The organism is Corynebacterium sp. UMB8791 (assembly GCF_054166365.1).
In genome coordinates this window covers 1-22,275 of record NZ_JBSZCG010000117.1, presented here as the reverse complement: position 1 = coordinate 22,275, position 22,275 = coordinate 1, and the positions used below count along the sequence as shown (strand labels likewise).

General features: G+C 61.0%; 22 protein-coding genes and 1 pseudogene. 13 read left to right on the top strand and 10 right to left on the bottom strand.

The features are described from left to right. Nucleotides 1-99 precede the first annotated feature (99 nt). Nucleotides 100-639, bottom strand: a complete 540-nt coding sequence (locus ACXIUA_RS06700) for a CBS domain-containing protein (protein WP_457976426.1) — start codon at nt 637-639, stop codon at nt 100-102. 263 nt (nt 640-902) lie between these two features. On the opposite strand from ACXIUA_RS06700, the gene ACXIUA_RS06695 reads away from it, so the two are divergent. Both ACXIUA_RS06695 and ACXIUA_RS06690 read left to right on the top strand, forming a co-directional pair. After that, nucleotides 903-2,123: an ATP-binding protein gene (locus ACXIUA_RS06695; RefSeq protein WP_256008302.1), complete on the top strand. Its 1,221-nt coding sequence runs from the start codon at nt 903-905 to the stop codon at nt 2,121-2,123. A 199-nt stretch (nt 2,124-2,322) separates the two neighbouring features. Then, nucleotides 2,323-2,715: a hypothetical protein gene (locus ACXIUA_RS06690; protein ID WP_457976425.1), complete on the top strand. Its 393-nt coding sequence runs from the start codon at nt 2,323-2,325 to the stop codon at nt 2,713-2,715. On the opposite strand, the gene ACXIUA_RS06685 is transcribed toward ACXIUA_RS06690, so the two are convergent. Together ACXIUA_RS06685 and ACXIUA_RS06680 are read right to left on the bottom strand one after the other, a co-directional pair. Next, on the bottom strand, nt 2,712-2,852 hold the full coding sequence (locus ACXIUA_RS06685; RefSeq protein WP_168156157.1) for a hypothetical protein: 141 nt from the start codon (nt 2,850-2,852) through the stop codon (nt 2,712-2,714). The two genes, ACXIUA_RS06690 and ACXIUA_RS06685, sit on opposite strands and share 4 nt — an antisense overlap. 21 nt (nt 2,853-2,873) lie before the next feature. Beyond that, nucleotides 2,874-3,389, bottom strand: coding sequence for a VanZ family protein (locus ACXIUA_RS06680; RefSeq protein ID WP_457976424.1), 516 nt, complete (start codon nt 3,387-3,389; stop codon nt 2,874-2,876). A 435-nt stretch (nt 3,390-3,824) separates the two neighbouring features. On the opposite strand from ACXIUA_RS06680, the gene ACXIUA_RS06675 reads away from it, so the two are divergent. The 6 genes and pseudogenes from ACXIUA_RS06675 to ACXIUA_RS06650 all read left to right on the top strand — a co-directional run. Further along, nucleotides 3,825-5,774, top strand: coding sequence for a glycosyltransferase (locus ACXIUA_RS06675; RefSeq protein ID WP_457976423.1), 1,950 nt, complete (start codon nt 3,825-3,827; stop codon nt 5,772-5,774). Beyond that, on the top strand, nt 5,761-6,264 hold the full coding sequence (locus ACXIUA_RS06670) for a phosphatase PAP2 family protein (protein WP_070479664.1): 504 nt from the start codon (nt 5,761-5,763) through the stop codon (nt 6,262-6,264). Before ACXIUA_RS06675 ends, ACXIUA_RS06670 begins: the two co-directional genes overlap by 14 nt. Then, the gene (locus ACXIUA_RS06665; RefSeq protein WP_070479662.1) at nt 6,261-7,247 is read left to right on the top strand and encodes a decaprenyl-phosphate phosphoribosyltransferase; all 987 of its coding nucleotides are present in this window, start codon (nt 6,261-6,263) and stop codon (nt 7,245-7,247) included. The genes ACXIUA_RS06670 and ACXIUA_RS06665 overlap by 4 nt, the downstream gene beginning before the upstream one ends. A 13-nt stretch (nt 7,248-7,260) precedes the next feature. Continuing rightward, nucleotides 7,261-9,069 carry a hypothetical protein gene (locus ACXIUA_RS06660; RefSeq protein WP_457976422.1) on the top strand — a complete coding sequence of 603 codons (1,809 nt, stop codon included), beginning with the start codon at nt 7,261-7,263 and terminating at the stop codon, nt 9,067-9,069. A 27-nt stretch (nt 9,070-9,096) separates the two neighbouring features. Then, nucleotides 9,097-10,098 carry an alpha/beta hydrolase gene (locus ACXIUA_RS06655; protein WP_070361775.1) on the top strand — a complete coding sequence of 334 codons (1,002 nt, stop codon included), beginning with the start codon at nt 9,097-9,099 and terminating at the stop codon, nt 10,096-10,098. Between the two features lie 323 nt (nt 10,099-10,421). Beyond that, nucleotides 10,422-10,997: pseudogene (locus ACXIUA_RS06650) on the top strand (FGGY-family carbohydrate kinase); the annotation flags it as partial. Between the two features lie 13 nt (nt 10,998-11,010). Here ACXIUA_RS06650 and ACXIUA_RS06645 read toward each other — a convergent pair. After that, a complete protein-coding gene (locus ACXIUA_RS06645) occupies nt 11,011-12,897 on the bottom strand; it encodes an N-acetylmuramoyl-L-alanine amidase (protein WP_457976421.1) in 1,887 nt (628 codons plus the stop codon). 133 nt (nt 12,898-13,030) lie between these two features. Between ACXIUA_RS06645 and glf the strand changes: the two genes are divergently transcribed. Beyond that, on the top strand, nt 13,031-14,209 hold the full coding sequence (gene glf / locus ACXIUA_RS06640; RefSeq protein ID WP_252931678.1) for a UDP-galactopyranose mutase: 1,179 nt from the start codon (nt 13,031-13,033) through the stop codon (nt 14,207-14,209). Between the two features lie 240 nt (nt 14,210-14,449). Here glf and ACXIUA_RS06635 read toward each other — a convergent pair whose 3' ends face one another. The 5 genes from ACXIUA_RS06635 to ACXIUA_RS06615 form a co-directional block, all read right to left on the bottom strand. Beyond that, nucleotides 14,450-14,587 (bottom strand): hypothetical protein, encoded by a 138-nt coding sequence (locus ACXIUA_RS06635; protein WP_252931676.1) that lies wholly within the window; start codon nt 14,585-14,587, stop codon nt 14,450-14,452. Nucleotides 14,588-14,632: 45 nt separating this feature from the next. Next, entirely contained in the window at nt 14,633-15,433 is an 801-nt protein-coding gene (locus ACXIUA_RS06630; RefSeq protein WP_252931674.1) for a Fic family protein, read from the bottom strand. Between the two features lie 118 nt (nt 15,434-15,551). Further along, entirely contained in the window at nt 15,552-15,788 is a 237-nt protein-coding gene (locus ACXIUA_RS06625) for a hypothetical protein (protein ID WP_252931672.1), read from the bottom strand. 395 nt (nt 15,789-16,183) lie between these two features. Continuing rightward, nucleotides 16,184-16,900 carry a hypothetical protein gene (locus ACXIUA_RS06620; RefSeq protein WP_252931670.1) on the bottom strand — a complete coding sequence of 239 codons (717 nt, stop codon included), beginning with the start codon at nt 16,898-16,900 and terminating at the stop codon, nt 16,184-16,186. Between the two features lie 134 nt (nt 16,901-17,034). Continuing rightward, nucleotides 17,035-17,256 (bottom strand): PspC domain-containing protein, encoded by a 222-nt coding sequence (locus tag ACXIUA_RS06615; protein WP_083329431.1) that lies wholly within the window; start codon nt 17,254-17,256, stop codon nt 17,035-17,037. A gap of 356 nt (nt 17,257-17,612) precedes the next feature. Between ACXIUA_RS06615 and ACXIUA_RS06610 the strand changes: the two genes are divergently transcribed. Genes ACXIUA_RS06610 through ACXIUA_RS06595 form a run of 4 tightly spaced genes read left to right on the top strand, consistent with a single transcriptional unit; the run spans nt 17,613 to nt 21,312 of the window. Continuing rightward, entirely contained in the window at nt 17,613-18,515 is a 903-nt protein-coding gene (locus ACXIUA_RS06610) for a siderophore-interacting protein (protein ID WP_070361765.1), read from the top strand. Nucleotides 18,516-18,527: 12 nt separating this feature from the next. Then, nucleotides 18,528-19,550, top strand: coding sequence for a FecCD family ABC transporter permease (locus tag ACXIUA_RS06605; RefSeq protein WP_070975646.1), 1,023 nt, complete (start codon nt 18,528-18,530; stop codon nt 19,548-19,550). After that, nucleotides 19,550-20,545, top strand: a complete 996-nt coding sequence (locus ACXIUA_RS06600; RefSeq protein ID WP_083290998.1) for a FecCD family ABC transporter permease — start codon at nt 19,550-19,552, stop codon at nt 20,543-20,545. Before ACXIUA_RS06605 ends, ACXIUA_RS06600 begins: the two co-directional genes overlap by 1 nt. Then, nucleotides 20,542-21,312, top strand: coding sequence for an ABC transporter ATP-binding protein (locus ACXIUA_RS06595; protein ID WP_070361767.1), 771 nt, complete (start codon nt 20,542-20,544; stop codon nt 21,310-21,312). Before ACXIUA_RS06600 ends, ACXIUA_RS06595 begins: the two co-directional genes overlap by 4 nt. Before the next feature lie 9 nt (nt 21,313-21,321). Here ACXIUA_RS06595 and ACXIUA_RS06590 read toward each other — a convergent pair. Continuing rightward, nucleotides 21,322-22,275 (bottom strand): iron-siderophore ABC transporter substrate-binding protein (locus tag ACXIUA_RS06590; protein WP_457976420.1); only part of this gene is annotated, 954 nt, incomplete at its 5' end.

Below are 22,275 nucleotides of genomic sequence, written 5' to 3'. Positions count from 1 at the left end.
GGTTGCACCTTTCGTAGGTGGTTAAAGAATTTCGCGTTAGGTCTCCCTGACCCAACGTGACCACTCTAAGGTATGCCTTGCCTAATGGGCAATCCTTGTCTAGGCGCTCGGGACCGGGTCGACGAACGTCGATACGAGGTAGCGGTTGATGATGCCCACGACGGTGCCGTCATCCGCCACAACCAGCGCCTTCTTTAGGTGTTTATCGGCGAGGACGGAGGAGATGTGCCCGAGGTCGTTGTTGACGTTGACCGTGATGACGGACTTGGTCGCGATGGAGACGATTGGCCGGTCGAGGACTACGGCGACGTCGGTACCGAACTCCGTCGAGTCGTTGTGCGCGAGCAGCGCATACGGTGTGGTGAGCGCCGGGACGGAGTCGCCGATGACGTCGAGCACGTCGCCATCGGAGACGAAGCCCGTGGTGGGCGTCATGACGGCCGCGCCCAGCATGTATGCCGTGGCGAGCCACTGGACAGTCGAGACGCCAATGTTGAAGTCGGCCATGATGTTGGTGAAGCCGACGTTGAGGAACGTTTCATTAAACGTAGCGATAAACGCAGCAAGCGCCGCCGCAAACATAATGGACAGCGGCCGATTTTCTGCAGCCTGAGCTGCCGAGGATGGAGACGTAGCCATGAAGCCTCTCTCAGTCGAGCGGATAGGAATGGCTTCGGTGGCGTTAGCGGATTTACGCGCGGCTATCCCGGCAGCGGGACCGCACAACGTGTCTCGTATTCCAGGCCAGAGGCAAGGCTGTAGCAGATTTTCGGTTTTGGTAGGAGTGGATTTCAAAGTGGCGAGTAAAACCATTCCAAACTGCCGAGTAAAAGTATTTCAAAATGACGAGTGAAACCATTTCAAAGTGCGGAATAGGCAGTTCATGGCTATGATTTATCCTCATGGTGGATTCGTATATTGCCCGCATTGCGGACGCTCAATTAGAGGCAGCGCTTCGGCGGCAAGGTGGGGTGCTCATCCAGGGACCAAAAGGCTGCGGGAAAACAGAGACGGCAAGCCGACAAGCGGGAAGCATTTTGAATGTTGAAACCGATCCCAGCGTCCCATTGGCGATGGCTACCGATCCACGGTTGCTGCTCGATGGGGAGGCACCTCGCCTTGTCGACGAGTGGCAACTGCATCCTCGCCTGTGGGATTTTGCGCGACACGAAATTGATCGACGCAAAGCGAAAGGGCAGTTCATTTTCACAGGCTCGACAGCGCCTGGGGTGAACGCGACTCGCCACTCCGGGGCAGGTAGATTTGCGCGATTGACGATGTCGACCATGACGCTATTTGAATCGGGCGAATCGGATGGCTCGGTATCTTTGCGGGACGTCGTTGCTGGCAAGTCTCCTGCTTTTGCAACTCCGCCACTCGCATTTGCGGATTTAGCGAATCGGATGTGTCGTGGTGGCCTGCCCTACAACGTGGATCTTTCTTTGGAAGATGCCATTCAAAACGTCCGCGACTACATGCAAACAGTTGCGGGCGTAGACATTCACACGGTTGGGGATGTGACTCGCGACTCGGAACGGGTTCGTAGAGTTTTGCGCTCTATTGCAAGAGCCGTCGCGACAGAGCTTAACCTACAGACGATTGCAACCGACGTCGAAGTGAGTCGCGATACAGCGCGTGACTACCTTGACGCACTTTCTCGGATTTTCGTCTCCGTGGATCAACCAGCCTGGTCGACTCACCTGAGGTCAAAAGCAACGTTGCGAAAGTCTCCCAAGCGTCACCTCGCTGACCCTTCGTTCGCCATGGCTGTTCTTGAGCGAGGCCCACATCATCTGGTGCAGGATCCCCGCTATTTTGGGCAACTGTTTGAGTCGCTCGTTGTGCACGAACTACGCGCGTTGACTGGCAAGACGGTGTACCACGCAAGGCTGAATACCAAGCTCGAAGTGGATGCTGTAGTCAGCTTTGACGATGTTGATCTACTCGTCGAAGTGAAGCTTGGCTATACGCCAGAGATTCTTGACCACGCCGCAGATACGCTTAAACGGTTTGCGGATCAGCTTGAACAGGAAACAGTTTTGCTCATCGTGACCTCAGGGGGTCCGGTCCACAGGCGTGCGGACGGGGTGATTGTTGCGCCGATTGGGGCGTTGGGTCCGTAGCGGAGGGATTGACGTGCTGTTCGCGTATGGCGGCCACTGAAAAAGTTCCCAAGTCCGGGAACGATTTTGGATTTCTGGTGCGGCGACCTGGGGAAACGCAGCGAAATCTAGGCTGATGGGCGGGATCGTTCCCCGAATTGCGGATGAACTGGGAACTTTTTCAAAAGGGCAGGACGGCAAACCTCTGTACCATGTGCACATGGAACCTCGAAGCATTCTCCGGACCTACGCGACGGCGATGGTTGTGTGCCTCGCGCTGGCGATCGGTACGCAGATCCTGCTCGGTAGCTCCGTGGAATTCATGACTATGACCATGGTGTGCGGCATCGTGGAGGCATCGGCGGCGCTGCTTGCGCTGGGCGATGCGGTCTGGTTCACGCAAGCTGCGTGGGGGCGCGGCTACAGAAGGGCAGTTGTGACGGTGTGGTTAGCCGCGGTGTGCCTGGTGGTCGGGTGGGGGTCGATGGCGGTGGCGCGGTGGGAAGAGTATCGGGCGGAGATGTCCCTGCCGATCATCAACCTCTTTATGTTCCTCATTCCCATCGGCCTGGTGGTGTTGTTGAGCGCGGTCCAGCTGGTGCGGAGGCGCTAGCGCTGCGCACCTTTAATAAGGAACACCACTCCCACGATCGCGCAGGCGGCCGCGATGATAGCGCCTGTCGAGCCTGAGATGAACATGACAGCAAACGCTGAGAGCAAAATTCCTGCCCCGCCAATCAAGAAATCCATAGGTTGCAAGGCTAGTGCATGTCAGTAGACTTCGGTGACCTTGGAGGGGTCGCCGAGTCGCTCGCCGGCGAGTACGAGGCCGAGGAAGCACAGTGGCACGACGTAGCCGAGCATGATCCAGAAGGTGTGCAGCCGCGGGCCGCATGCGCGGGCGATGCCGACGCCCACCAGGGTGCCCACGGTGTTCATGAGGAGGTCGTCGATATCTGAGTAGCCGAGCGAGAAGATGTATTGTCCCGTTTCGACGGCCAGGCTCAGCCCGAACCCGAACAGCACGGCCCAGCGGGCGTCGCGGAAGGCAACGTATGCGAGCACGCCGACGGGGATGAAGAAGGCGATGTTGCCGCCGTAGCCGAAGAGGGGCGCGAACCAGGATTGGGCGTCGTGAAGCTCGGCGAGGGGCTGTAGCGAGAGTCCGCGGCGGCGTTGGTTTGCTGGGGCCCAGAGGTAGCCGATGCGGAAGAACGCTTTACACATTGTTAACGCAATGACGACGCAGCAGTAGGCGGCGAGGGCTCCGAGAGCTTTGCGGTTCATGGTTGCAACCTAGCACAGTTTCACACCAGTCACAGGGGTAACGGTGGGGGCGTCGAAAAGTCACCCTGAACTGCGTAAACGGAAAAGCGAGATAGTGGGTGAAAATAAATGCTTGACTTTCACCCACTAATTCTTTAAAGTAAACAGCAAGTTAACAAACGGTCAACAAAGTAAATGAAACCGAAGGGAGAGTGTCATGAAGTTCCTCAAATACTTGCTCACGTACGATACGCGCACGATCCTTGAGGCGATCGACCGCGCATCGAACTAACAACTAACACAGAGCGAACGCGAACTGGCGGGCACCGACGAGGGGGTTGGTGCCCGCCAGATTTTTCATGTGCACCCACATATGAGAGCGCCGAACATGCACCGGCGCCCGCGAACGCACTACGCTTAGGGCGAAACTCTAACTAGGCACCGAAAGTGAGACCTGTGGAAACCACGACTGCAGTAGAAGTCCTTCAGCGAGTGCTGATGCCGAAGAAGGGCGAACCGCACGACGTCCGCATGCTGTACCTCATCGAGGCAGAGCAGAACAAGCAGCGCTTGACGTGGGCGGACCGGACGAGCGTATCCATCCCCGCCGGGGAGGAAGTTTCCTTCGAGACGTACTTCAATGCGTTCCCGGCATCCTATTGGCGGCGCTGGTCGCAGCTGGAAAACGTTGTGCTGGCGATGGAGGTTGAGGGGCAGGCGACTGTCTCCATTTACCGCTCGAAGCACGACGGCAAACGCATCGCTGTGCAAAACGCTGAGGCCAGCGACGGCGTGCTGGAGGTAGTGCTGCCGCTGCGCAACTTCGAGGACGGCGGCTGGCTGTGGTTCGACGTCACGGCGGAAACGGACACGACGATCCGCAACGCGGGTTGGTTCTCCGACAAGGAGCCGGAAGCGCAGACGGTGCCGGACGGCAGCAAAACCGGCCCGGAGCCGAAGCAGGTCGCGGTGGGCATCCCGACGTTCAATAGGCCTCGCGACGCCGTCAACGCCCTGCACGCGCTGGCAGAGGACCCGTTCGTGCTCGAATCGATCTCCGATGTGCTGATGCCCGACCAGGGCGACCAGCACCCGTCGGACCTGCCGGACTTCAAGGAAGCGGAGAAGAACCTGCAGGGTAAGCTGCAGATCTTCCGTCAGGGCAACCTGGGCGGCTCGGGCGGCTACGGCCGCATCATGTACGAGGCGCTGCGCACCACGGACGCCCCATACATCCTCTATATGGACGACGACATCGCGATCGAGCCGGATTCGATCCTGCGCGCGGTGCAGGCCGCCCGCTACGCGAAGGCCCCGATCCTGGTCGGCGGCCAGATGCTGAACCTGCAGGACCGGTCGCAGCTGCGGACGACGGGAGAGGCCGTCGATAAGGATGTGTTCATGTTCCGCGCCGCGGAGCACGCGGTGTACGACCACGACTTTGCCAAGTACCCGCTGGGCTACCTCGGCACTGAGGAAGAAGAGCTGGACCCTCGCAAGACGACGTCGCGTGCCCTGCACCGCCGCGTCGATGTGGACTACAACGGCTGGTGGATGAACCTCTTCCCACGCGTCGTCGCGGAGAAGCTCGGCCTTCCGATGCCGCTGTTCATCAAGTGGGACGACAACGAATACGCCCTGCGCGCCAAGCAGGCCGGCTTCCCCACGGTGACGTGGCCGGGCGTGGCAATCTGGCACATGGCCTGGGCAGATAAGGACGATGCCATCGATTGGCAGGCGTACTTCCACATGCGTAACCGCCTCATCGTCGCCTCCCTGTACGGCCCGGAGACCCCGGACGCGATGCTGAAGAACATGCTGAAGTCCACCTACAAGCACATCATGTGCATGGAGTACTCCACCATGGCCATCCAGCTGGAGGCCATGAAGGACTTCCTCGCAGGCCCGGACCAGCTGTTCGACATCCTCGAGACCTCGCTGCCGCGCATCCAGAAGATCCGCGCCAACTACGACGACGCCAAGGTCGTCTCCTCCGCAACGGAGCTGCCAGCGCCGACGGGCGCGCCGGGCGTACCCACCAAGAACATCGGCGGGCGCCTGGCCAAGCTGAAGAAGATCCCGTGGGCGGTCAAGGCGCTGCGCCACCAGTTCACCCAGGAGAACCAGGAGCACTGGGAGGCGCCGCAGCTGAACCTCACCGCGGAGGAGGCCCGCTGGTTTACGCTGGCCCGCCTCGACTCGGCGACGGTGGCCACGGCAGGTGGCACGGGTGTGGCGTTCCGCAAGCGCAACAAGGCGCTTGCCGACGACCTGCTGCGCGAAACCAAAGCGCTACAGGAAGAAATCAAGGAGCGCTGGCAGGAACTGCGCCAGCAGTACCAGAGCGCGAAACCGGCGCTGACCAGCGCTGAGAACTGGGGGAAGGTGTTCGATGAGCAAGCGTGAGGCTGATATCCTCGTCGCGATCCAGAACGCGGCGTACACCCCGGCAGCCGTCAAGGCGGCCAGGGGCTTGAGCCACTTCGGCGAGCACGACCTTGGCTGGTTGGCCGTCGCGGGGCTCGGGGCGGGCGTCGATAAGAAGAGGCGCTCGAAGTGGCTGGCGCTGGGCGTGGGCACTTTCGTGGCGCACGCGGCGAGCGTCGTCATCAAGCGGATTGTGCGGCGCCCAAGGCCGCACGACCCCCGCGTGAACATTGGCGTGGCCACCCCCTCCAAGCTCTCGTTCCCGAGCTCGCATGCGACGAACACGGGCGCGGCCGCGGTGCACCTGATGGACATCACGGGCAAGAAGTGGCCGCTGCTGCTCGTGCCTGTGATGATGTTCTCCCGCAACCTCCTTGGCGTCCACTACCCGACGGATACTATTGTCGGTGCTTTGCTCGGCGCCGGGTGCGCCAAAGCGACGATCAAGGTGGAAAGGCAGCTGAAGTGAGCAACACGCAACCGCACGAACCCTTTTTGAAGCCGGAGCCCCACACCGAGGGCGTGGACTACCAGCAGGTACGCGTCCCGCCGAAGAACCTTCCCGACGCCATGGTGAAGGGCCTTCGCCCGAAGCAGTGGGTGAAGAACGTCCTGGTGCTGGCGGCTCCACTGGCCGCTGGGACGGAGGCCTGGACGTCCCGCACCGCGCTGGACGTGCTGTTGGCGTTCGTGGTGTTCTGCTTCGGCGCCTCCTCGATCTACCTTGTCAACGATGCCCGCGACGTGGAGAGCGACCGCGAGCACCCGACGAAGCGCTTCCGCCCGATCGCCTCGGGCATGCTGCCGATCAACCTGGCCTACGCGATGGCGGTGGTGCTCATCGTCGCAGCGCTTGGCCTCTCCTTCTTAGCGACGGACGGCTTCGCCCTCGCCCTCGTGATTGGCATCTATATTGCGCTGCAGCTCGGCTACTGCTTCGGCTGGAAGCACATCCCGGTCATTGACATCGCGCTGGTGTCCTCCGGGTTCATGCTGCGCACGATGGCCGGTGGCGTGGCGGCGAACATTGACCTGTCGCAGTGGTTCCTGCTGGTCGCGGCGTTCGGTTCGCTGTTCATGGCGTCGGGCAAGCGCTACGCGGAGCTGCTGCTGGCGCAGGAGACGGGCGCGAAGATCCGCAAGGCCCTGGAGGGCTACACGGCCACCTACCTGCGCTTCGTGTGGACCCTGTCCGCGACCGCCGTCGTGATGAGCTACGCCCTGTGGGGCTTCCAGCTTTCCAACTCGGTCGAGGGCGCGGCCGCGGTCTGGTACCAGATCTCGATGGTGCCGTTTGTGATCGCGATCCTGCGCTACGCCGCGAAGGTTGACGGAGGTCACGGCGGCGCGCCGGACGAGATTGCCCTGGAAGACCGGGTGCTGCAGATGCTGGCCGCGGCCTGGATACTGTGCATTGTGCTGGCAGTTTACGTGGTGCCAGTGCTGGCTTAGTAACATTGGCGCAATGAAGATCAACGCCCGGGTGACGCTGCTGCTGTCGTGCGCCATTGCGGGCGTGTTCGCATTTTGGGGCGGGTGGACCAGGCGCTGGATGTCTGACGACGGCCTCATCGTCCTGCGCACCGTGCGCAACCTGCTGGCCGGCAATGGCCCAGTCTTCAACGCAGGCGAGCGCGTGGAGGCGAACACCTCCACGCTGTGGCAGTACTTGATCACCGCCTTCGCGATGGTCAGCGACGCCCGCCTGGAAACCATCGCGATGTGGCTCGCGCTGCTGTGCACTGTCGTCGCGGCGGTGCTGGCCACCTACGCTGCGGGCAGGTTCTGGCGCACCGCGCCGGTGGTGCCGCTGGGCATCTTGGTCTACTTCGCCCTGCCGCCCGCGCGCGACTTTGCCACCTCCGGGCTGGAGTGGGGCCTGTCCCTGCTGTGGCTGGCGGCGTGGTGGGCGCTACTCGTCCAGTGGGCGGGCGGCACCGCGCGCCGCGCCGCCCCCGTGGTCGGCTACTGGCTGGCTTTCTGGTGCGGACTGTCCTGGCTGGTCCGCCCCGAGCTGGCACTCTACGGCGGGCTGACCGGGCTGGTCCTGCTGGTGTACTCGCCGCGCAAGACGCTCGGCATCCTGGCGGCCGCGCTGCCCGTGCCCGCCGCCTACCAGATCTTCCGCATGGGCTACTATGGCCTGATCACCCCGCACACCGCGGTGGCCAAGTCCGCCTCCGGCAGCGAGTGGGCCGAAGGCGCCAGATACGCCTGGGACTTCATCGGGCCCTACGCGCTGTACCTGCCGCTTCTGCTGGTCATCGCGGTACTCCTTATTTCTTTACGACGCTTCCTCGTCACCGGACGCCGCGCCGCCATCGTGGCGCTCGTCGTGGGGTGCGCGCTGATCCACATCTTGTACGTGCTGCGCGTCGGCGGCGACTTCATGCACGGGCGCATGTGGTTGCTGCCGCTCTTCGCGCTGCTGCTGCCGGTGATGGCCGCCCCGCTGACGCGCCTTAACGTGGTGGTTGCGCTGGTGTTGGCGGTGTGGGCGTCGATAATTGTGGTGCGTGCACACCCGCTCGACGAAGACATCCACAGCAGGTCGGCGAAAGAATTGGGCATCGTAGACGAGCGCGAGTTCTGGACGATGGCCGTCAACCGCGAACCAGACAACCCGCCGCGCTACGCCGAAGACTTCCTGGGCTCGAAACTCATGACGAACTACACAGACGCTGTCATCGAGGCGCGCGACGCTGGTGCTGCGCAGATCGCACCGGGGCTTATCAGCCGCGACCCGGAGCTCTACTCCTGGTACCCGCGCCCCCGCGTCCCCGAGGCTGACAGCGACCTGCAGGCCTACCCGTTGTCGCTCTACCTGATCAACCTCGGGATGACCAGCATGAACGCGCCGCTCGACGTGCGCGTCCTCGACACCGTCGGTCTCGCGACGCCGCTCGCAGCCCGCATGCCGCGCGATCCCGAAGGGCGCGTCGGGCACGACAAGCAGCTCGCCGCCGAATGGCAAGTCGCGGACACGGCCGTCGACCTCTCAAAGCTTCCCGAGTGGATCGACCAAGACGAAGCGCGCCAAGCCCGCGCCGCACTCCGTAGCCCCGAAATAGCTGAGCTGCTCGCCACGTCCCGCGAACCAATGAGCCGCGCACGCTTCTGGAAGAACATCAAATACTCGCTGGGTAACGGCCGAACCCTCCAGCTTTCCGACGACCCCTCCACCTACCTCAGCTACCTCACAGACGACGAGCAGGCACGACTCAGCCAAGGCGAGGATTTGGGTATCCATAGCGGTACCCGTGTAGTTTGGTAGCAAACTGCTGAGAAAGGGAAACGCTGTATGAAGAACCGCCACGGACTCATGGGCCTAGTGGTAGCGCTCCTGACCGCGCTGTCGATGATCGTCGCCGCCCCCCAAGCACAAGCCGCCAACCGTGACTGGCTGCGCCCCGACTCCACCGGCACCTGCGAGTGGGACCGCGTCGGCTACTGGGTACAACGCTGCACCGTCTGGTCGCCAGCAATGGGCCGCCACATCACCGTCCAGATCCAGCCCGCTCAGCGCGGCGGCAACGCCGGCCTCTACATGCTCGACGGCCTCCGCGCCACCGAACGCACCAACGCCTGGGTCCAAGACGTCAACGCAGCACGCACCTTCGTCAACCACAACATCACCCTCGTGATGCCGGTCGGCGGCCAGTCTTCCTTCTACACCGACTGGAACGCGCCAGCCACCTACAACTTCAACAGCCCCGTCACCTACAAGTGGGACACCTTCCTGTCCAAGGAGCTGCCCGCATACCTGCAGCGCCACTTCGGCGTATCCCCGACGAACAACTCCATCCTCGGCCTGTCCATGGGCGGCACCGCCGCGATCAACCTCGCCGCGCTGCACCCGCAGCAGTTCCGCCAGGTGCTGTCCTACTCCGGCTACCTCACCACCACCATCCCCGGCGCCCAAACCGCGCTGCGCCTCGCACTTCTCGACGGCGGCCTCTACAACCTCAACGCCATGTGGGGCTCCATCTTTGATCCCCGCCGCTACGAGAACGACCCATTCCTGAACATGGGTAACCTGCGGGGCCGCGACGTCTACGTCTCCGCCGGAAGCGGCACTCCATCCGCACGCGACGACCGCTACCTGCCACAGCACAAGGCCGCCGGTATCGCGCTCGAGATGGTCGCGAACTTCACCACACGCCTGTGGAGCGCCAAGGCCACGGCCACCGGCGTCAAGCACACCGCCGTGTTCACACCTGTTGGCCTGCACAACTGGGAACAGTTCGGCCAGCAGCTCGAGTACACGAAGCCGCGCATCCTCAACGTGATGAACGCCTGGTAGTTCCCAGCCCTTGCACTTCTTGGCTCCCGCGCACCAAATTCCTTGGTTTGGTGGGCGGGTTTTGCGTTTCCCCAGGTGGTGCGGCTCGCGGGACGGAATTTGGTGCGCTTGCTCGGGGTATCAGTGACAAAAGACGCACCCTAATATATATAGCTCTTTATCTACCTGCAGGTTTGAATGTCCAGCACTTTTGGGGATGCGTCCTTTGTCACTTCCCCGCTCGACCCTGCACCAAATTCCAGCATTTCCCTTAGTGCCAGGATGGTTGTGAACGTCAATCCATAGGAGGTTTTGTTCATGACCGACCCACAGTTGCCTGAGTTGTCTACGCCCTGGAGGGCTCCGTCGCGGTGGGCAGATCGCTCATCCAGTGGCTTCGCGACCAGCTCGGGATCCTGCGCACCGCCGCCGAATCCGAGAAACTCGCCAGCGAGGTCCAGGACAGCGGCGGTGTCGTCATCGTGCCTGCGTTCTCCGGGCTGTTCGCGCCGCGCTGGCGCCCGGACGCCCGCGGCGTCATCACCGGCCTGACCCGCTTCGTGGACCGCCGCCACATCGCGCGCGCCGCCCTCGAAGCAACATGCCTACAGACCCGCGAGGTCGTCGAAGCGATGGGCGTCGAACTGCGCGAGCTGCGCGTCGACGGCGGCATGACCTCCAACGACCTCCTCATGCAGATGCAGGCCGACATCCTGGGCACCCGCGTCGTGCGCCCCGGCAACATCGAAACCACCGTCATGGGCGCGGCCTCGGCGGCGGGGATGGGCGCCGGGCTTCTCGACGCTCCACTTTCCCTCGGCACGCCCACAACCTGGGAAGATACGGCAAACGCGGCGACTCGCGAAGTGCTTGTCGCCGCGTGGGAAGATGCGGTACGCCGTTCCTATAACCTTGCCTAGCCGCTAGCCGTTGCTAGTGCACGCCAATGTTGATGGTGTTGGTGTGCTGGTTGTACGTGATGTCGCCGCCTTGGAAGTCGACGCGGAAGAGGCCGTCGCCAATCGGGTGCTCGGAGTTGACCGGCAGGCCGAGCGGGCCGGCGTCGAGACCCTGCTGGAGCCAGGCGTTCGCGATCTTCGTGAACATCGTGAACGCTTCGCCCTTCGCGTTGCGCACGGCGATGCCGTTCTGGAAGAAGCCGAAGTCGTTGCCGCCCACGCCGCCGACGCCACCGATGACGGCGCCGAGCGTCGGCTCGAACTGCTTCCACACCGCAGCCAGGTCGTTCTGGCCAGCGAACTTCAGCATCGGCTCGATGTACGGGGCGATCTGCTGCAGCGTCAGCCCCGGAGCGATCTCCACACCTGCGAGGTTCTGGATACCGCCCGGAAGCAGGTCGTTCGCCTTCGCGTACAGGAAGATCAGGCCAGCCAGGGTGCCGACGGCCGCTGCGATCGCCACCGCGTCACCCGAGGCAATCCCCGACAGGGAAATGTTGTCTGAGGAACCTGAGTTGGTCACCTGGGTCGTGGTTCCGTCAGGGTTCGTGACGGTGCCTGACTCCTTCTTCCCGGAGCCCAGTGCGTCGAGCAGGTCGCCGACCGTGGTGTCGGTGGCTGGACCCGTGTAATCACCCGGTGGGGTGAACTCGGAGGAGTTCTTCAGCGCGCGGTACTTCGTGTTCGCGATGGTGCGCACCGTGCCCATCTGGTTGTACAAGTTCTGACCTGGGCACTCGTTGTAGTGGAAGTCCCGGTGCGCGTTGATGTTCGGGAACATCCCGCCCTGGCCGGCGCGGTACTTGCTGCCCTTGAAATCGAAGTCAGCGTAGTGGTAGCTCGAACCCATCGGGTCGAACCCGGAGACAGCAGCCTTCCAGCCGATGATGTCGCCCAGCGCCTGCAGCGACGCCTGCGTCGGCACCGCGGTCTGGTAGTTGCCCAGCACGGACACGCCCCAGGTGTTCTGGTTGAAGCCACCCACGTGCGCGCCCTGGACCGCGCGGTCGAGCCCGCCGTACCGGCCCTCGTAGATGTTGCCGTACTTATCGACCATGGCGTTGTAGCCCACATCGCCCCAGCCCAGGGTGTAGGTGTGGTAGTTCCAGATGCCGCGGACGATGCCCGGCGCCTGCGCCTCGGTGTAGTTGTTGGAACCAGCGGTATGGTGGACCGTCGCGGCCGTGACCGGCGCGGTGTACGTCGGGTTGCTGTTCTTGCCCGCACCCCACTGCGCGCGGGTGATGACCTTTGGCATCCCGTAGGTGTAGGAGTCCACGACTGGCTTGATGTTGTCGTTGACGGTGCCGGTGCCGCCGTCGATAAATACGGCCTGGATGTCGGTGGCCGTATTCGGTGCGGTCGAGCCCTTGCGGCCGTTCTCCAGGAGATCGACGTTGCCCGTGGAGACCTGAACACGCTTCGTCGGCTCCACGAAGATCGGCTCGGTGCCAAACGTGTCGGTGCCGGGTGCTGCATCGAGCGGATCCATCTCGAACCACTCCGTCCAGCTGCCGTCGGCACGCTGGGCACGCACGTAGGCGACGATGTCGCGGTCGCCCTTCCACGTCAGGCCAAACAGCGTGAACTCGCGGTCGCGGGTGAACTCCTTGACCACACGACGCTCCTCGGTCTCCTCACCCTGGGTGCGCACCGCTGCGTCATCCACAGTGATGTTTGCGCCCCGAGCGAAGGACTCGCTGGCGTTATAGACGTCCATCTGCGCCGGGGCCGCCGACTGGACCTGGACAATGTGGTTGCCGCCGAACGCCCCGGCGACAACGAGGGCCACGGACACCACCGCAGCCATCAGAGGGCGCATCCTGGAGGATTGCCCATTCAGGCGCTTCCGCTGTTGCACGTTTTAACTCCTGTGGCTATAGGGATAAAGGTTACTCCAGTGAAGTGTAGTGCAAGTTAAAGTCTCAAGTGAATCTTGAGGCTTGGCGTGTCGTGCGGAGGGGCGTCGAAAAGAAATGTGACAAAATGGCCGTATGACTTACGACCTCATTGTTGTTGGATCCGGATTCTTCGGCCTCACCGTGGCAGAGCAAGCCGCCAGCGAGCTGGGTAAGCGGGTGCTCGTGGTGGAGAAGCGCAACCACATCGGCGGCAACGCCTACTCCGAAAAGGAGCCGGACACCGGCATTGAGGTGCACAAGTACGGCGCGCACCTCTTCCACACCTCCAACGAGCGCGTGTGGGAGTACGTCAATCGCTTCACCTCCTTTACCGACTACCAGCACCGCGTCTTCGCGATGCACGACGGCACCGCCTACCAGTTCCCAATGGGCCTGGGCCTGATCAACCAGTTCTTCGGTAAGTACTACTCGCCGGACGAGGCCCGCAAGCTGATCGAAGAACAGCGCGAGGGTCGCGACCCCGCCGAGGCTACGAACCTCGAAGAGCGTGGCATCGCGCTGATCGGCAAGCCGCTGTACGAGGCATTTGTGAAGCACTACACCGCCAAGCAGTGGCAGACCGATCCCACCGAACTACCGCCGGAAATCATCTCCCGCCTGCCAGTTCGCTACACCTTCAATAACCGCTACTTCAACGACAAGTACGAAGGCTTGCCCGTCGACGGCTACGCCGCCTGGCTCGAGAACATGGCCGATCACGAACTTATCGACGTCCGCCTCGACACCGACTGGTTCGACATCCGCGACGAGTACACCGGGATCCCAGTGGTCTACACCGGGCCACTCGACCGCTACTTCGACTACGCCGAAGGCCACCTCGGCTGGCGCACCCTCGACTTCGAACAGGAAGTACTGGACACCGGCGACTTCCAGGGCACCTCGGTGATGAACTACAACGACGCCGACGTCCCCTACACCCGCATCCACGAGTTCCGCCACTTCCATCCAGAGCGCACCGAGTACCCAACGGACAAGACGGTGATCGTGAAGGAGTACTCCCGCTTCGCCACCGACGACGACGAGGTGTACTACCCGATCAACACCCCTGAAGACCGCGCCAAGCTGCTGAAATACCGCGAACTCGCCGCCGAGGAATCCCGCAAGAACGGCGTCCTGTTCGGCGGCCGCCTGGGCACCTACCAGTACCTGGACATGCACATGGCCATCGGCGCTGCCCTGTCCCTATTCGACAACCACCTGCGCCCCCACTTCGAGGACGGCGAGCCGCTGGACCAGAAGCGCGGGCACTAGGGGTTCGCTTGGGGTTTCGGCGGGGTCTTGAGGGGTGAGTGCCAAAGGACGCACCCGTTTATATCTAGAACATTTCTTACCTGCTAGTTTGAATGTCTAGGGTAATTCGGGTTGTGTCTATTGGCACTCTTTCTCTTGTACGCGCACCAAATTCCCGCGTCGACTTCGCGCGACCTGGGGAAACGTCTCGGCGCCCAACCGAAATTCGGGGATTTGGTGCGCGCAGCTCTTGGCCCTACGCTACGGCTTCTTCCTATCGGTGATGCGTACCAGGCAGCCAGCGGCTGCGCCCACCAGCGCGGCCCACAGAATATTCGGCACAGGTCCTGCCACGATCAGTGCGATGCATGCCAGCGTCGCCGTTGCCATCAAAGTCAACCAAGTGATTCTTGCCGAAGGCATCGCGGCGCTGGGCTCTGCGTCTCAAGTGCGTCGCCTCCGCTCGGCGAACTCATCGAGCAAATCCAACACGTCGGGGGCTCGCCAGGCGCGGGTGCGTCTGTCCAGCTGTGCTCCGGTAACGATGCCGACCTGCGCGAGTGCTTCGAGCGCATTTCCTGCTGAGGTCTGCGTCGCTCCTAATTCCTCTACCACAATCCGCGTGGTGATTACCGGCCGCTGCAACAACAACGGGAGCACTCTCCATACAAGGGCATCGGAGCGTGCGGCCAACTGTTGCTTCCACTCATCCAGCAGCGTATTCAGTTCATCTGCGATCCACGTGCCGTACTCGACGGCTTCGAGCGCACTTGCTGCGAAAAGGTTGACGATTTGGTCGGCGTCACCTTGCCGGTATGCGTCCAGTGCAGCAAAGTAGTCATCAATATGGGATAGCAAACCTGCAGAGATTGGCACCGACCCATTGACACTGATGCCGTGGGTTTTCAGCAACACATGAACGAGGACTCTCCCTGTCCTCCCGTTTCCGTCCGCGAAGGGGTGGATGGTTTCCAACTGAGCGTGTGTAATCGCGGCCTGCGCCAACGCTGGGATGTCGCGGCGTGACATGAACCTCTCCAGATCCGCCAACAGCTCCGGTACATGATCGTGGTGCGGCGGAACGAACAATGCACCGCCCGGGTGGTGGTTGTCCGGTCCACCGATCCACACCGGCTGCTCGCGCAGTCGACCTGCGATCCTCGGTGCAGCGTCCTGCAGAAGCACACTGTGCATCGCCAACAACGTTTCAGTTGTTGCTGTATCAACTGCAATCACCCGTTGCATCTGTCGAACATTCGCCACGATCAGCTTTGCATTGGCCGACCCCGAACCAGAAAGTTCCGCTTCAAATATCTTGCGAGACGAGGAGGTAAGTTGTTCAATTCTACTCGATGCGACGGCTTCACCGCGCAACAAAAAGTGGGATAAAAGGAATGAGGTCTGTGGCGTGTGTGGCGTCGAAACGCGTCACCGCGATGGTTGCTCGATCCGCGACTGCAAGCGTTTCAGGGCGTAGCTGCAATTCCTCGTCAGCGATGCGCGGGACTATGGCGCTCTCGTATTTTCGCGGCGTACGTAGCTGCGCCCGACGCGATATATTCTCGGTTGCAGCCTGCCACGGCAAAGTCTCATAAGTCACACTCGGTCACACCATACGTCATAAGTTAGCATGCAAAGTTGTGATGTCGTACCCAACCTATAAACTTAGACATCTATCCTTTGCTATTTGAGGCAACATCAAAGGATAGGTGGAAAGCGCACCTGCTCCCAATGATTGCCTCACCATCTGTACCGAATGGGTGAACAATTGCCAGCCTGGGCATGATGGCAGTGTCTAGAGCATCTGTCAGGGCGAAGTGGCATGGGCGCTCGGTTGAGGGCTTTGTGCTGTCGGTGGGGATGGACCTCCAAAATGACGAGTGAAACCATTTCAAAGTGCCGAACGTGCTGGTAGAAGACTATGAGCGGGTAGTGCTATCGATCTGATCGGTGTAGATCCGCCGGAAGGCACAAGCCACGCTTACACGTTTTTCCTCAGCAGCTGCGCGGGGATTCGCTGCGCGATGCTTGCTTCAGCAGATGTTCGCGGGTGCCTGCGCGGATAATCTCGAGAATGCAAGCAACCTTGACGGCAAGCTGCACCTCGTGGAGCATGTATGCCTCGAATGGGAGTACGGAATAAAACATTTGCGCAGCTTGAATAATGACCACAGCGCCAACCAGGTACTTCCAATTCATCTCATAAAACGCGAGCGTGGCCAGGGTACAGACGGTGCCTACCAAGATTGCCTCCGGGGACGGCCACGCATGGGCAGTGAGTAGCCGCCCCGCAGTAAGAATGAGAAAAGCGGCCGTGATCGCGCCGGGCATCGATAGCCTGCTCGTGTCTTGACGAAGTACTAACACGGGATTGGCCTGCTCTATGTGGGAAATGATGAGGACGTAGATTCCTGCGAGCAGTAACCCTGCCGGAAGCGGAATCCAAACGTGTATAAACGATTCTGGGCTGGGGGCCAGGACCATGGGCACAATGATTGCGATGAGGCCCAGCAGGCCGGCTGCGCTGGCGATAATCGAAAACTTCCGGGGTAGCGGTCGCAAAAGCAGCGCGGCTATTCCAAACACCAACGCCGAATACGGTCCAAAGACGCTGATGATGCTCGCTAACGGTGACTCTGGCTCCGATGCTGCATCCGGAACTTCGAGGAAGTAATCGAGAAGGATGGCTAGTAACGGAAGGAAATGAAACATGTGGAAACACCTAGCGGCATGTAGCTACTAATAGGTATGCCATAAATGTACGGGACTGCACCTGTACGTGTAGGACGTTGCCGATAGATTCGGTGGGGCGCGGTACCTGGCACGCCACCTCGTCTCTTGGCTGGTCAGCTTGCAGGTTGCTCAGTTTCCGGCGGCTCAGGGTTATCGTCGAGCGGATACAACAACCACTGGAGGATATAGGTGGCAATGGCGGGCAAGCTAAATAGTTGCGCTACTGCATACCACCAACGGATTGTGTCTGGGCTGCGACCGTAGCGTTCTGCGAGCCCTGCACAGACCCCTGCAATGACGCGTCCGCGTGATGTCCTGTAGTAAGGCCTGCGCATGTTATTCCCTTCAGACGAAATGGCGGGTCGAAATCACTGTGTCAGAGCTTAATGGATGGGTGCCGACGACGATATGAACAACGAGCGCGCTCACTCCTGGTGACAGGGAAGCTCAGGGCCGCTTGCGTCGGACAAGCACCAAACCGGTTCCGATCAGTGCGTCCTACCCATCGCTAAAGAGAATGTATCCGCCTTTTACTTCGCCGGGTCGACGAACGTCGATACGAGGTAGCGGTTGATGATGCCCCTGCTGTCACCTGCTTTGAAGGTGGCTAGCCGACTCCAGCTACGCGGGCGCTAGGGGACTGCGCGCTTCACACTTTCTATAGGTTAGGCAAGCCTATATAATTTACGGGGTGAGTTTTAGGTCTTTTCTTGCAACCGTCGTCCGGAGTGAACGTATTGCGCCGAGTTTCCAGCGGGTGACGTTCACCGGGATCGACGCCATGGGGCCCGCCGTTCCGATCAGAGATTTGCGTATCAAGCTGCTGATCCCGCCTGCCAGCGGTCTGTTCGAGCTTCCCGAAGAGGGGTGGTGGGACACATGGCGTGCGATGCCGGAGCACACGCGCGGACACCTGCGTACCTATTCCATTCGGGAGTTCCGGCGAAGTGCTGACAGCCCTGACGAAGTGGATGTGGATTTTGTTTTGCACAGCGATAGTCCCGGTCCCGCCTCGGCGTGGGCACAAGACGCTCACCCTGGACAGCAGCTGCTGATTATTGGACCAACCCGTGACGATGATTCCGGTGTTGGTATTGAATTTAACCCCGGATCTGCTGGGATTGCCCGTCTTTACGGCGATGAAACCGCGTTGCCTGCAATGGCTCGTATCCTGGAGGATTGGCCCGAGGGGCTCGCTGGTTCGGTTGATATCGAGGTGCCCGCCGGCAATCACCTGCCCATCGACTCCCCTTCACAGGTTGATGTCCGGTGGCATTTTCGTGCAGAGGGGGACTTCGACTATGGAGGCTTGCTTCTTGCGCAGCTGAAACAGGAAGTTGGATCCCGTTGTGCCTCCGCTTCGTTGGAAAATGGAGAACCTGGTCTTGTGGATGAAGCCCAGCTCGATGAAGTCTGGGAGACACCCACGTATTCCAGCAGTGGAGAATTGATAGGTCCCACGTCGGATACTGCAGGGCACACCTATTACTGGATCGCAGGGAAGAACACGGCTGTGACGGCGATGCGGCGGCTCCTGGTGAAAGAGGCGGGTGTGCCTCGCCACCACGTGTCGTTTATGGGGTATTGGCGATAACGGGGTTACAAAGTGGATAAACGTGTAGGGCTTGTCGCTTTCCTTGCGGCTTCCACCGTGTGCGCGGCATTAGTGTCTCTTCTGTTCGGGGCGCGTGAAATGGGTTTCGGGGCAACGTTGGGCGCGGTTCGCGACGGAATTGTGTTGGCATTCTCGGGAGGAGCCGAAAGGCTTGAGGCCTCCAGCGACGAGGCGAAGATCATTGCACAGCTTCGGGTTCCGCGCACCCTGCTCGGCCTGTTGGTGGGGGCAGCCTTGGGCACAGCGGGGGCGTTGCTGCAGGGACACACCCGAAACCCGCTCGCAGACACAAACTTGCTGGGTGTAGGCCCTGGTGCGGCGCTTGCGGTGGCTGCAGCCATTTCCTTTCATGGCTCAATGACGGTGTTGGGCACTGTTGGGGTGGGATTCCTCGGCGCAATACTTGCGGTGGCGCTCGTGTTCACACTCAGTATGAGGAGCCTGGGATCGAGCCCGATCATGGTTGTGCTCGGTGGTTCTGCGCTGGGCGCGGTTTGTAGTGCGCTCACCAGCGGCATCGTGCTGACGAATACACAAAGCCTCAACGAGATGCGGTTTTGGACGGCGGGCGCTATCGCTGGGCGTGACATGCAGGTGGTCGCGGTGCTTGCCCCGGTGATTCTCCTCGGACTAGTGGGGGCCTTCGCCATGGCAAACAGGGTGAACCTCCTGAACTTGGGAGACGATGTGGCAAGCGCACTTGGCGTGAGCGTCCCCCTCTCGCGGGCCGTGGGCATCGTCCTGGTTGCATTGCTCACGGGTGCCGCGGTGGCTGGGGCGGGCCCAATCGGGTTCGTCGGTCTGGTTGTTCCACACCTTGTGCGCGCCTTCACGGGGCCCGATTACCGCTGGGTACTACCGTGTTCCGCGTTGGCTGGGGCCACGTTGCTTTTGCTTGCCGACGTTATCGGCCGCGTCATCGCCAGGCCCGGCGAATTGCAGGTGGGCATCACGCTCGCCTTCGTTGGTGCCCCATTTGCCCTGTACCTCTTGCGCAAAGGGGCGAAACTGTGATGCGGGTTTTCGTGACGAATGGTGTCCTTGCGGTGTTGGCTTTCGCCGCGGCCCTTGGCGGCGTTATAGTCGGGGACTTCGGGCTTACGGTGCGGGATGTCGCTTCTGCGCTCATGGGCCAATCCACAGAATTGGCTCGTACGGTGATTGTTCAGTGGCGTCTGCCGCGGGTGGTAACTGCTTTGGGAGTAGGAGCTGCGCTTGGTTTTGCGGGGGCGATCTTCCAGACCATCACGAGGAATCCATTGGCGAGCCCAGACATCTTGGGCGTCACTTCGGGTGCCTCCGCTTTCGCATTGACTGCGTTACTTGCTGGTGGAAGCTCCGGAATGCTGCTGCATCTTCTGGGGGTCCCGCTCAGTGCGTTCCTCGGTGGATTAGCAGTGTCTGCGGCAATCTGGTGGCTGAGCCGTGGCGCGGGTCTCGGGTCTTTCCAGCTTGTCTTCGCCGGGATCATTATCAATGCACTGGCGATGGCATATACCTCGTTCCTGCTCGTTCGCGCCGACTATCGTGACGTGGGCAAGGCGCAGGCGTGGGTGACCGGCTCGGTGGGTTCTGCTAGCTGGCGCGATGCACTCGCCGTACTTATTGCGCTGGCAGTCGTCGTTCCGTTCTTGCGGTGGGCAGCCTTCAATCTGCAGGCGCTCTCGCTCGGGGAGGATACGGCTGCTGGCCTCGGGGTGGAGCCCCGGCATATGCAACTCATCCTCATGCTCATGGCTGTAGTGCTGGCATCGGTGGCCGTCGCGGCGTCTGGTCCGATAGCTTTTGTGGCGTTTGTTGCGCCACAGATTGGACGCAAGATCACACAAGCAGCAACGCCACCTTTAGGAACAGCGATGCTCGCTGGCGCGGCGATTGTGTCTGGCGCAGACTTAGCAGTGCGCACCCTGGTGCCGGGGAACTTGCCGGTGGGCATAGCTACAACTGCGATTGGTGGCGCAGCACTGCTCTACACACTGCTACGCGCAACACGAAAGGTGTCCGTATGATGCTTCAGGTTCGAAATCTCAAGGTGAGTTATGGGGCTTCCGTCATCGTTGACGGCATTGATCTCGACGTGCCCCAAGGCGGTGTCACCACAATCATCGGCCCCAACGGTTGCGGCAAGTCAACGCTGTTGCGAGCTACAGCAGGGCTTATTGCGCGCGATGGCGGCACGGTAATGCTGAACGGCGTAGACACGTCGAAAATGAAGCGCCGAGAGATTGCGCGTCAGCTAGCAGTATTGCCACAGACGCCTGTCGCCCCCGAGGGACTGACGGTTCGTGACTTGGTCAGCCGCGGACGCCACCCGCATCAGTCTTGGCTACGACAGGCTTCTGCTGAGGATGCGCGTGCGGTTGATGCGGTGATGGAACTGACCAATATTGCAGAGTTTGCAGATCGTCCACTCGAACGGCTTTCTGGCGGACAGCGCCAGCGTGCCTGGATCGCGATGGTCTTGGCGCAGGACACTCCGCTCGTGTTTTTGGACGAGCCGACGACATACCTCGACCTGTCTCACTCCGTCGAGGTCTTGTCGCTCGTACGTCGACTCGCTGATCAAGAGGGGCGAACCGTGCTCATGGTGTTGCATGATTTGAACCTCGCAGCACGCTACTCGGATCAACTTATCGTGATGCAGCGTGGCGAGGTTCGTGCGGTCGGTGCGCCTGCCGAGGTGGTCACGGAGACTTTGCTGAACAGCGTTTTTGATCTGCCTGCTGTCGTGGCAACCGACCCGGTAAATGGGGGCCCACTGGTTGTCCCCCGGTAAGCACCACTTCTAGAGCGACTTTTTGATTTGCTCGATTGCGTACGGGATGGTGAGGGGGTTCGGCATGCTCATTGCATTGGCGGTATCGGTGTCTAGCCAGTAGACCCCGCCACGCTTGTTGACATCAAGGTCCATGAAATTCTCGTCGTTCTTCAGCGCATCGATTGCGCCGTAGTAGTCCAGCACGAAGAGGTAGTCCACGTCGTTGAAGTCGACGTAGTTTTCAGGCGACCAGTCGAGGAAGAAGCTGGAGCCATCGCCGTTGAACTTCTCTGGGATCTTGAAACCAAGCTTTTCAATGAAGGAGCCGCGGCCGTCGCCCGAGGTGTATACGCCAAACTTTCCGTCGTAAGGCATGCCGATTACCGCTGTTTTGCCTTGCAACTCAGGGTGAGCTTCGCGGAAATCTTGGAAAGCCTGCTCGGAATCGGCGATGAGTTTTTCGCCTTCGGCTTCCTTATTCAACGCCTTGGAGATTTCCTTAATCTGCTCATCCCACGGCACTTGCCAATCTTCGTATGCATCCGAGTGGAAGGTAGTTGGCGCAATTTGCTCGAGCAGCGCCTTCTTGTCAGCTTCGAGACCACTGTTCACCGCAATGATCTTTGTCGGGTTGAGCGAGGCAACTCTTTCGGCAGTGTCGGTGCTGAACTCGGTGGTCGTATCCCGGATCGGGTTTGGGTCGACTGTGAGTTTGTCCTTGGCCCATGGTCCAAGTCCGGAAGGGTCTCCCGAACCTTCCTGTTGCCAGGTGGCGTAACCGACCGGTTGTTCACCGAGCGCAAGGACCGTATCGACGTCGCCGAGACCCATTGTCACAATGCGCTCCTCTGACCCGTTGGCATTGGAGGTTTCGGGAGCGGTTGTCGAATCGCTTGATCCGGTGGAGCAGCTGGCAAGCATGAGCGCCGCAGTGAACGTGGCTGCGATCCCCTTCAGGGCGCGAGGGGTAAAGAGTGTCAA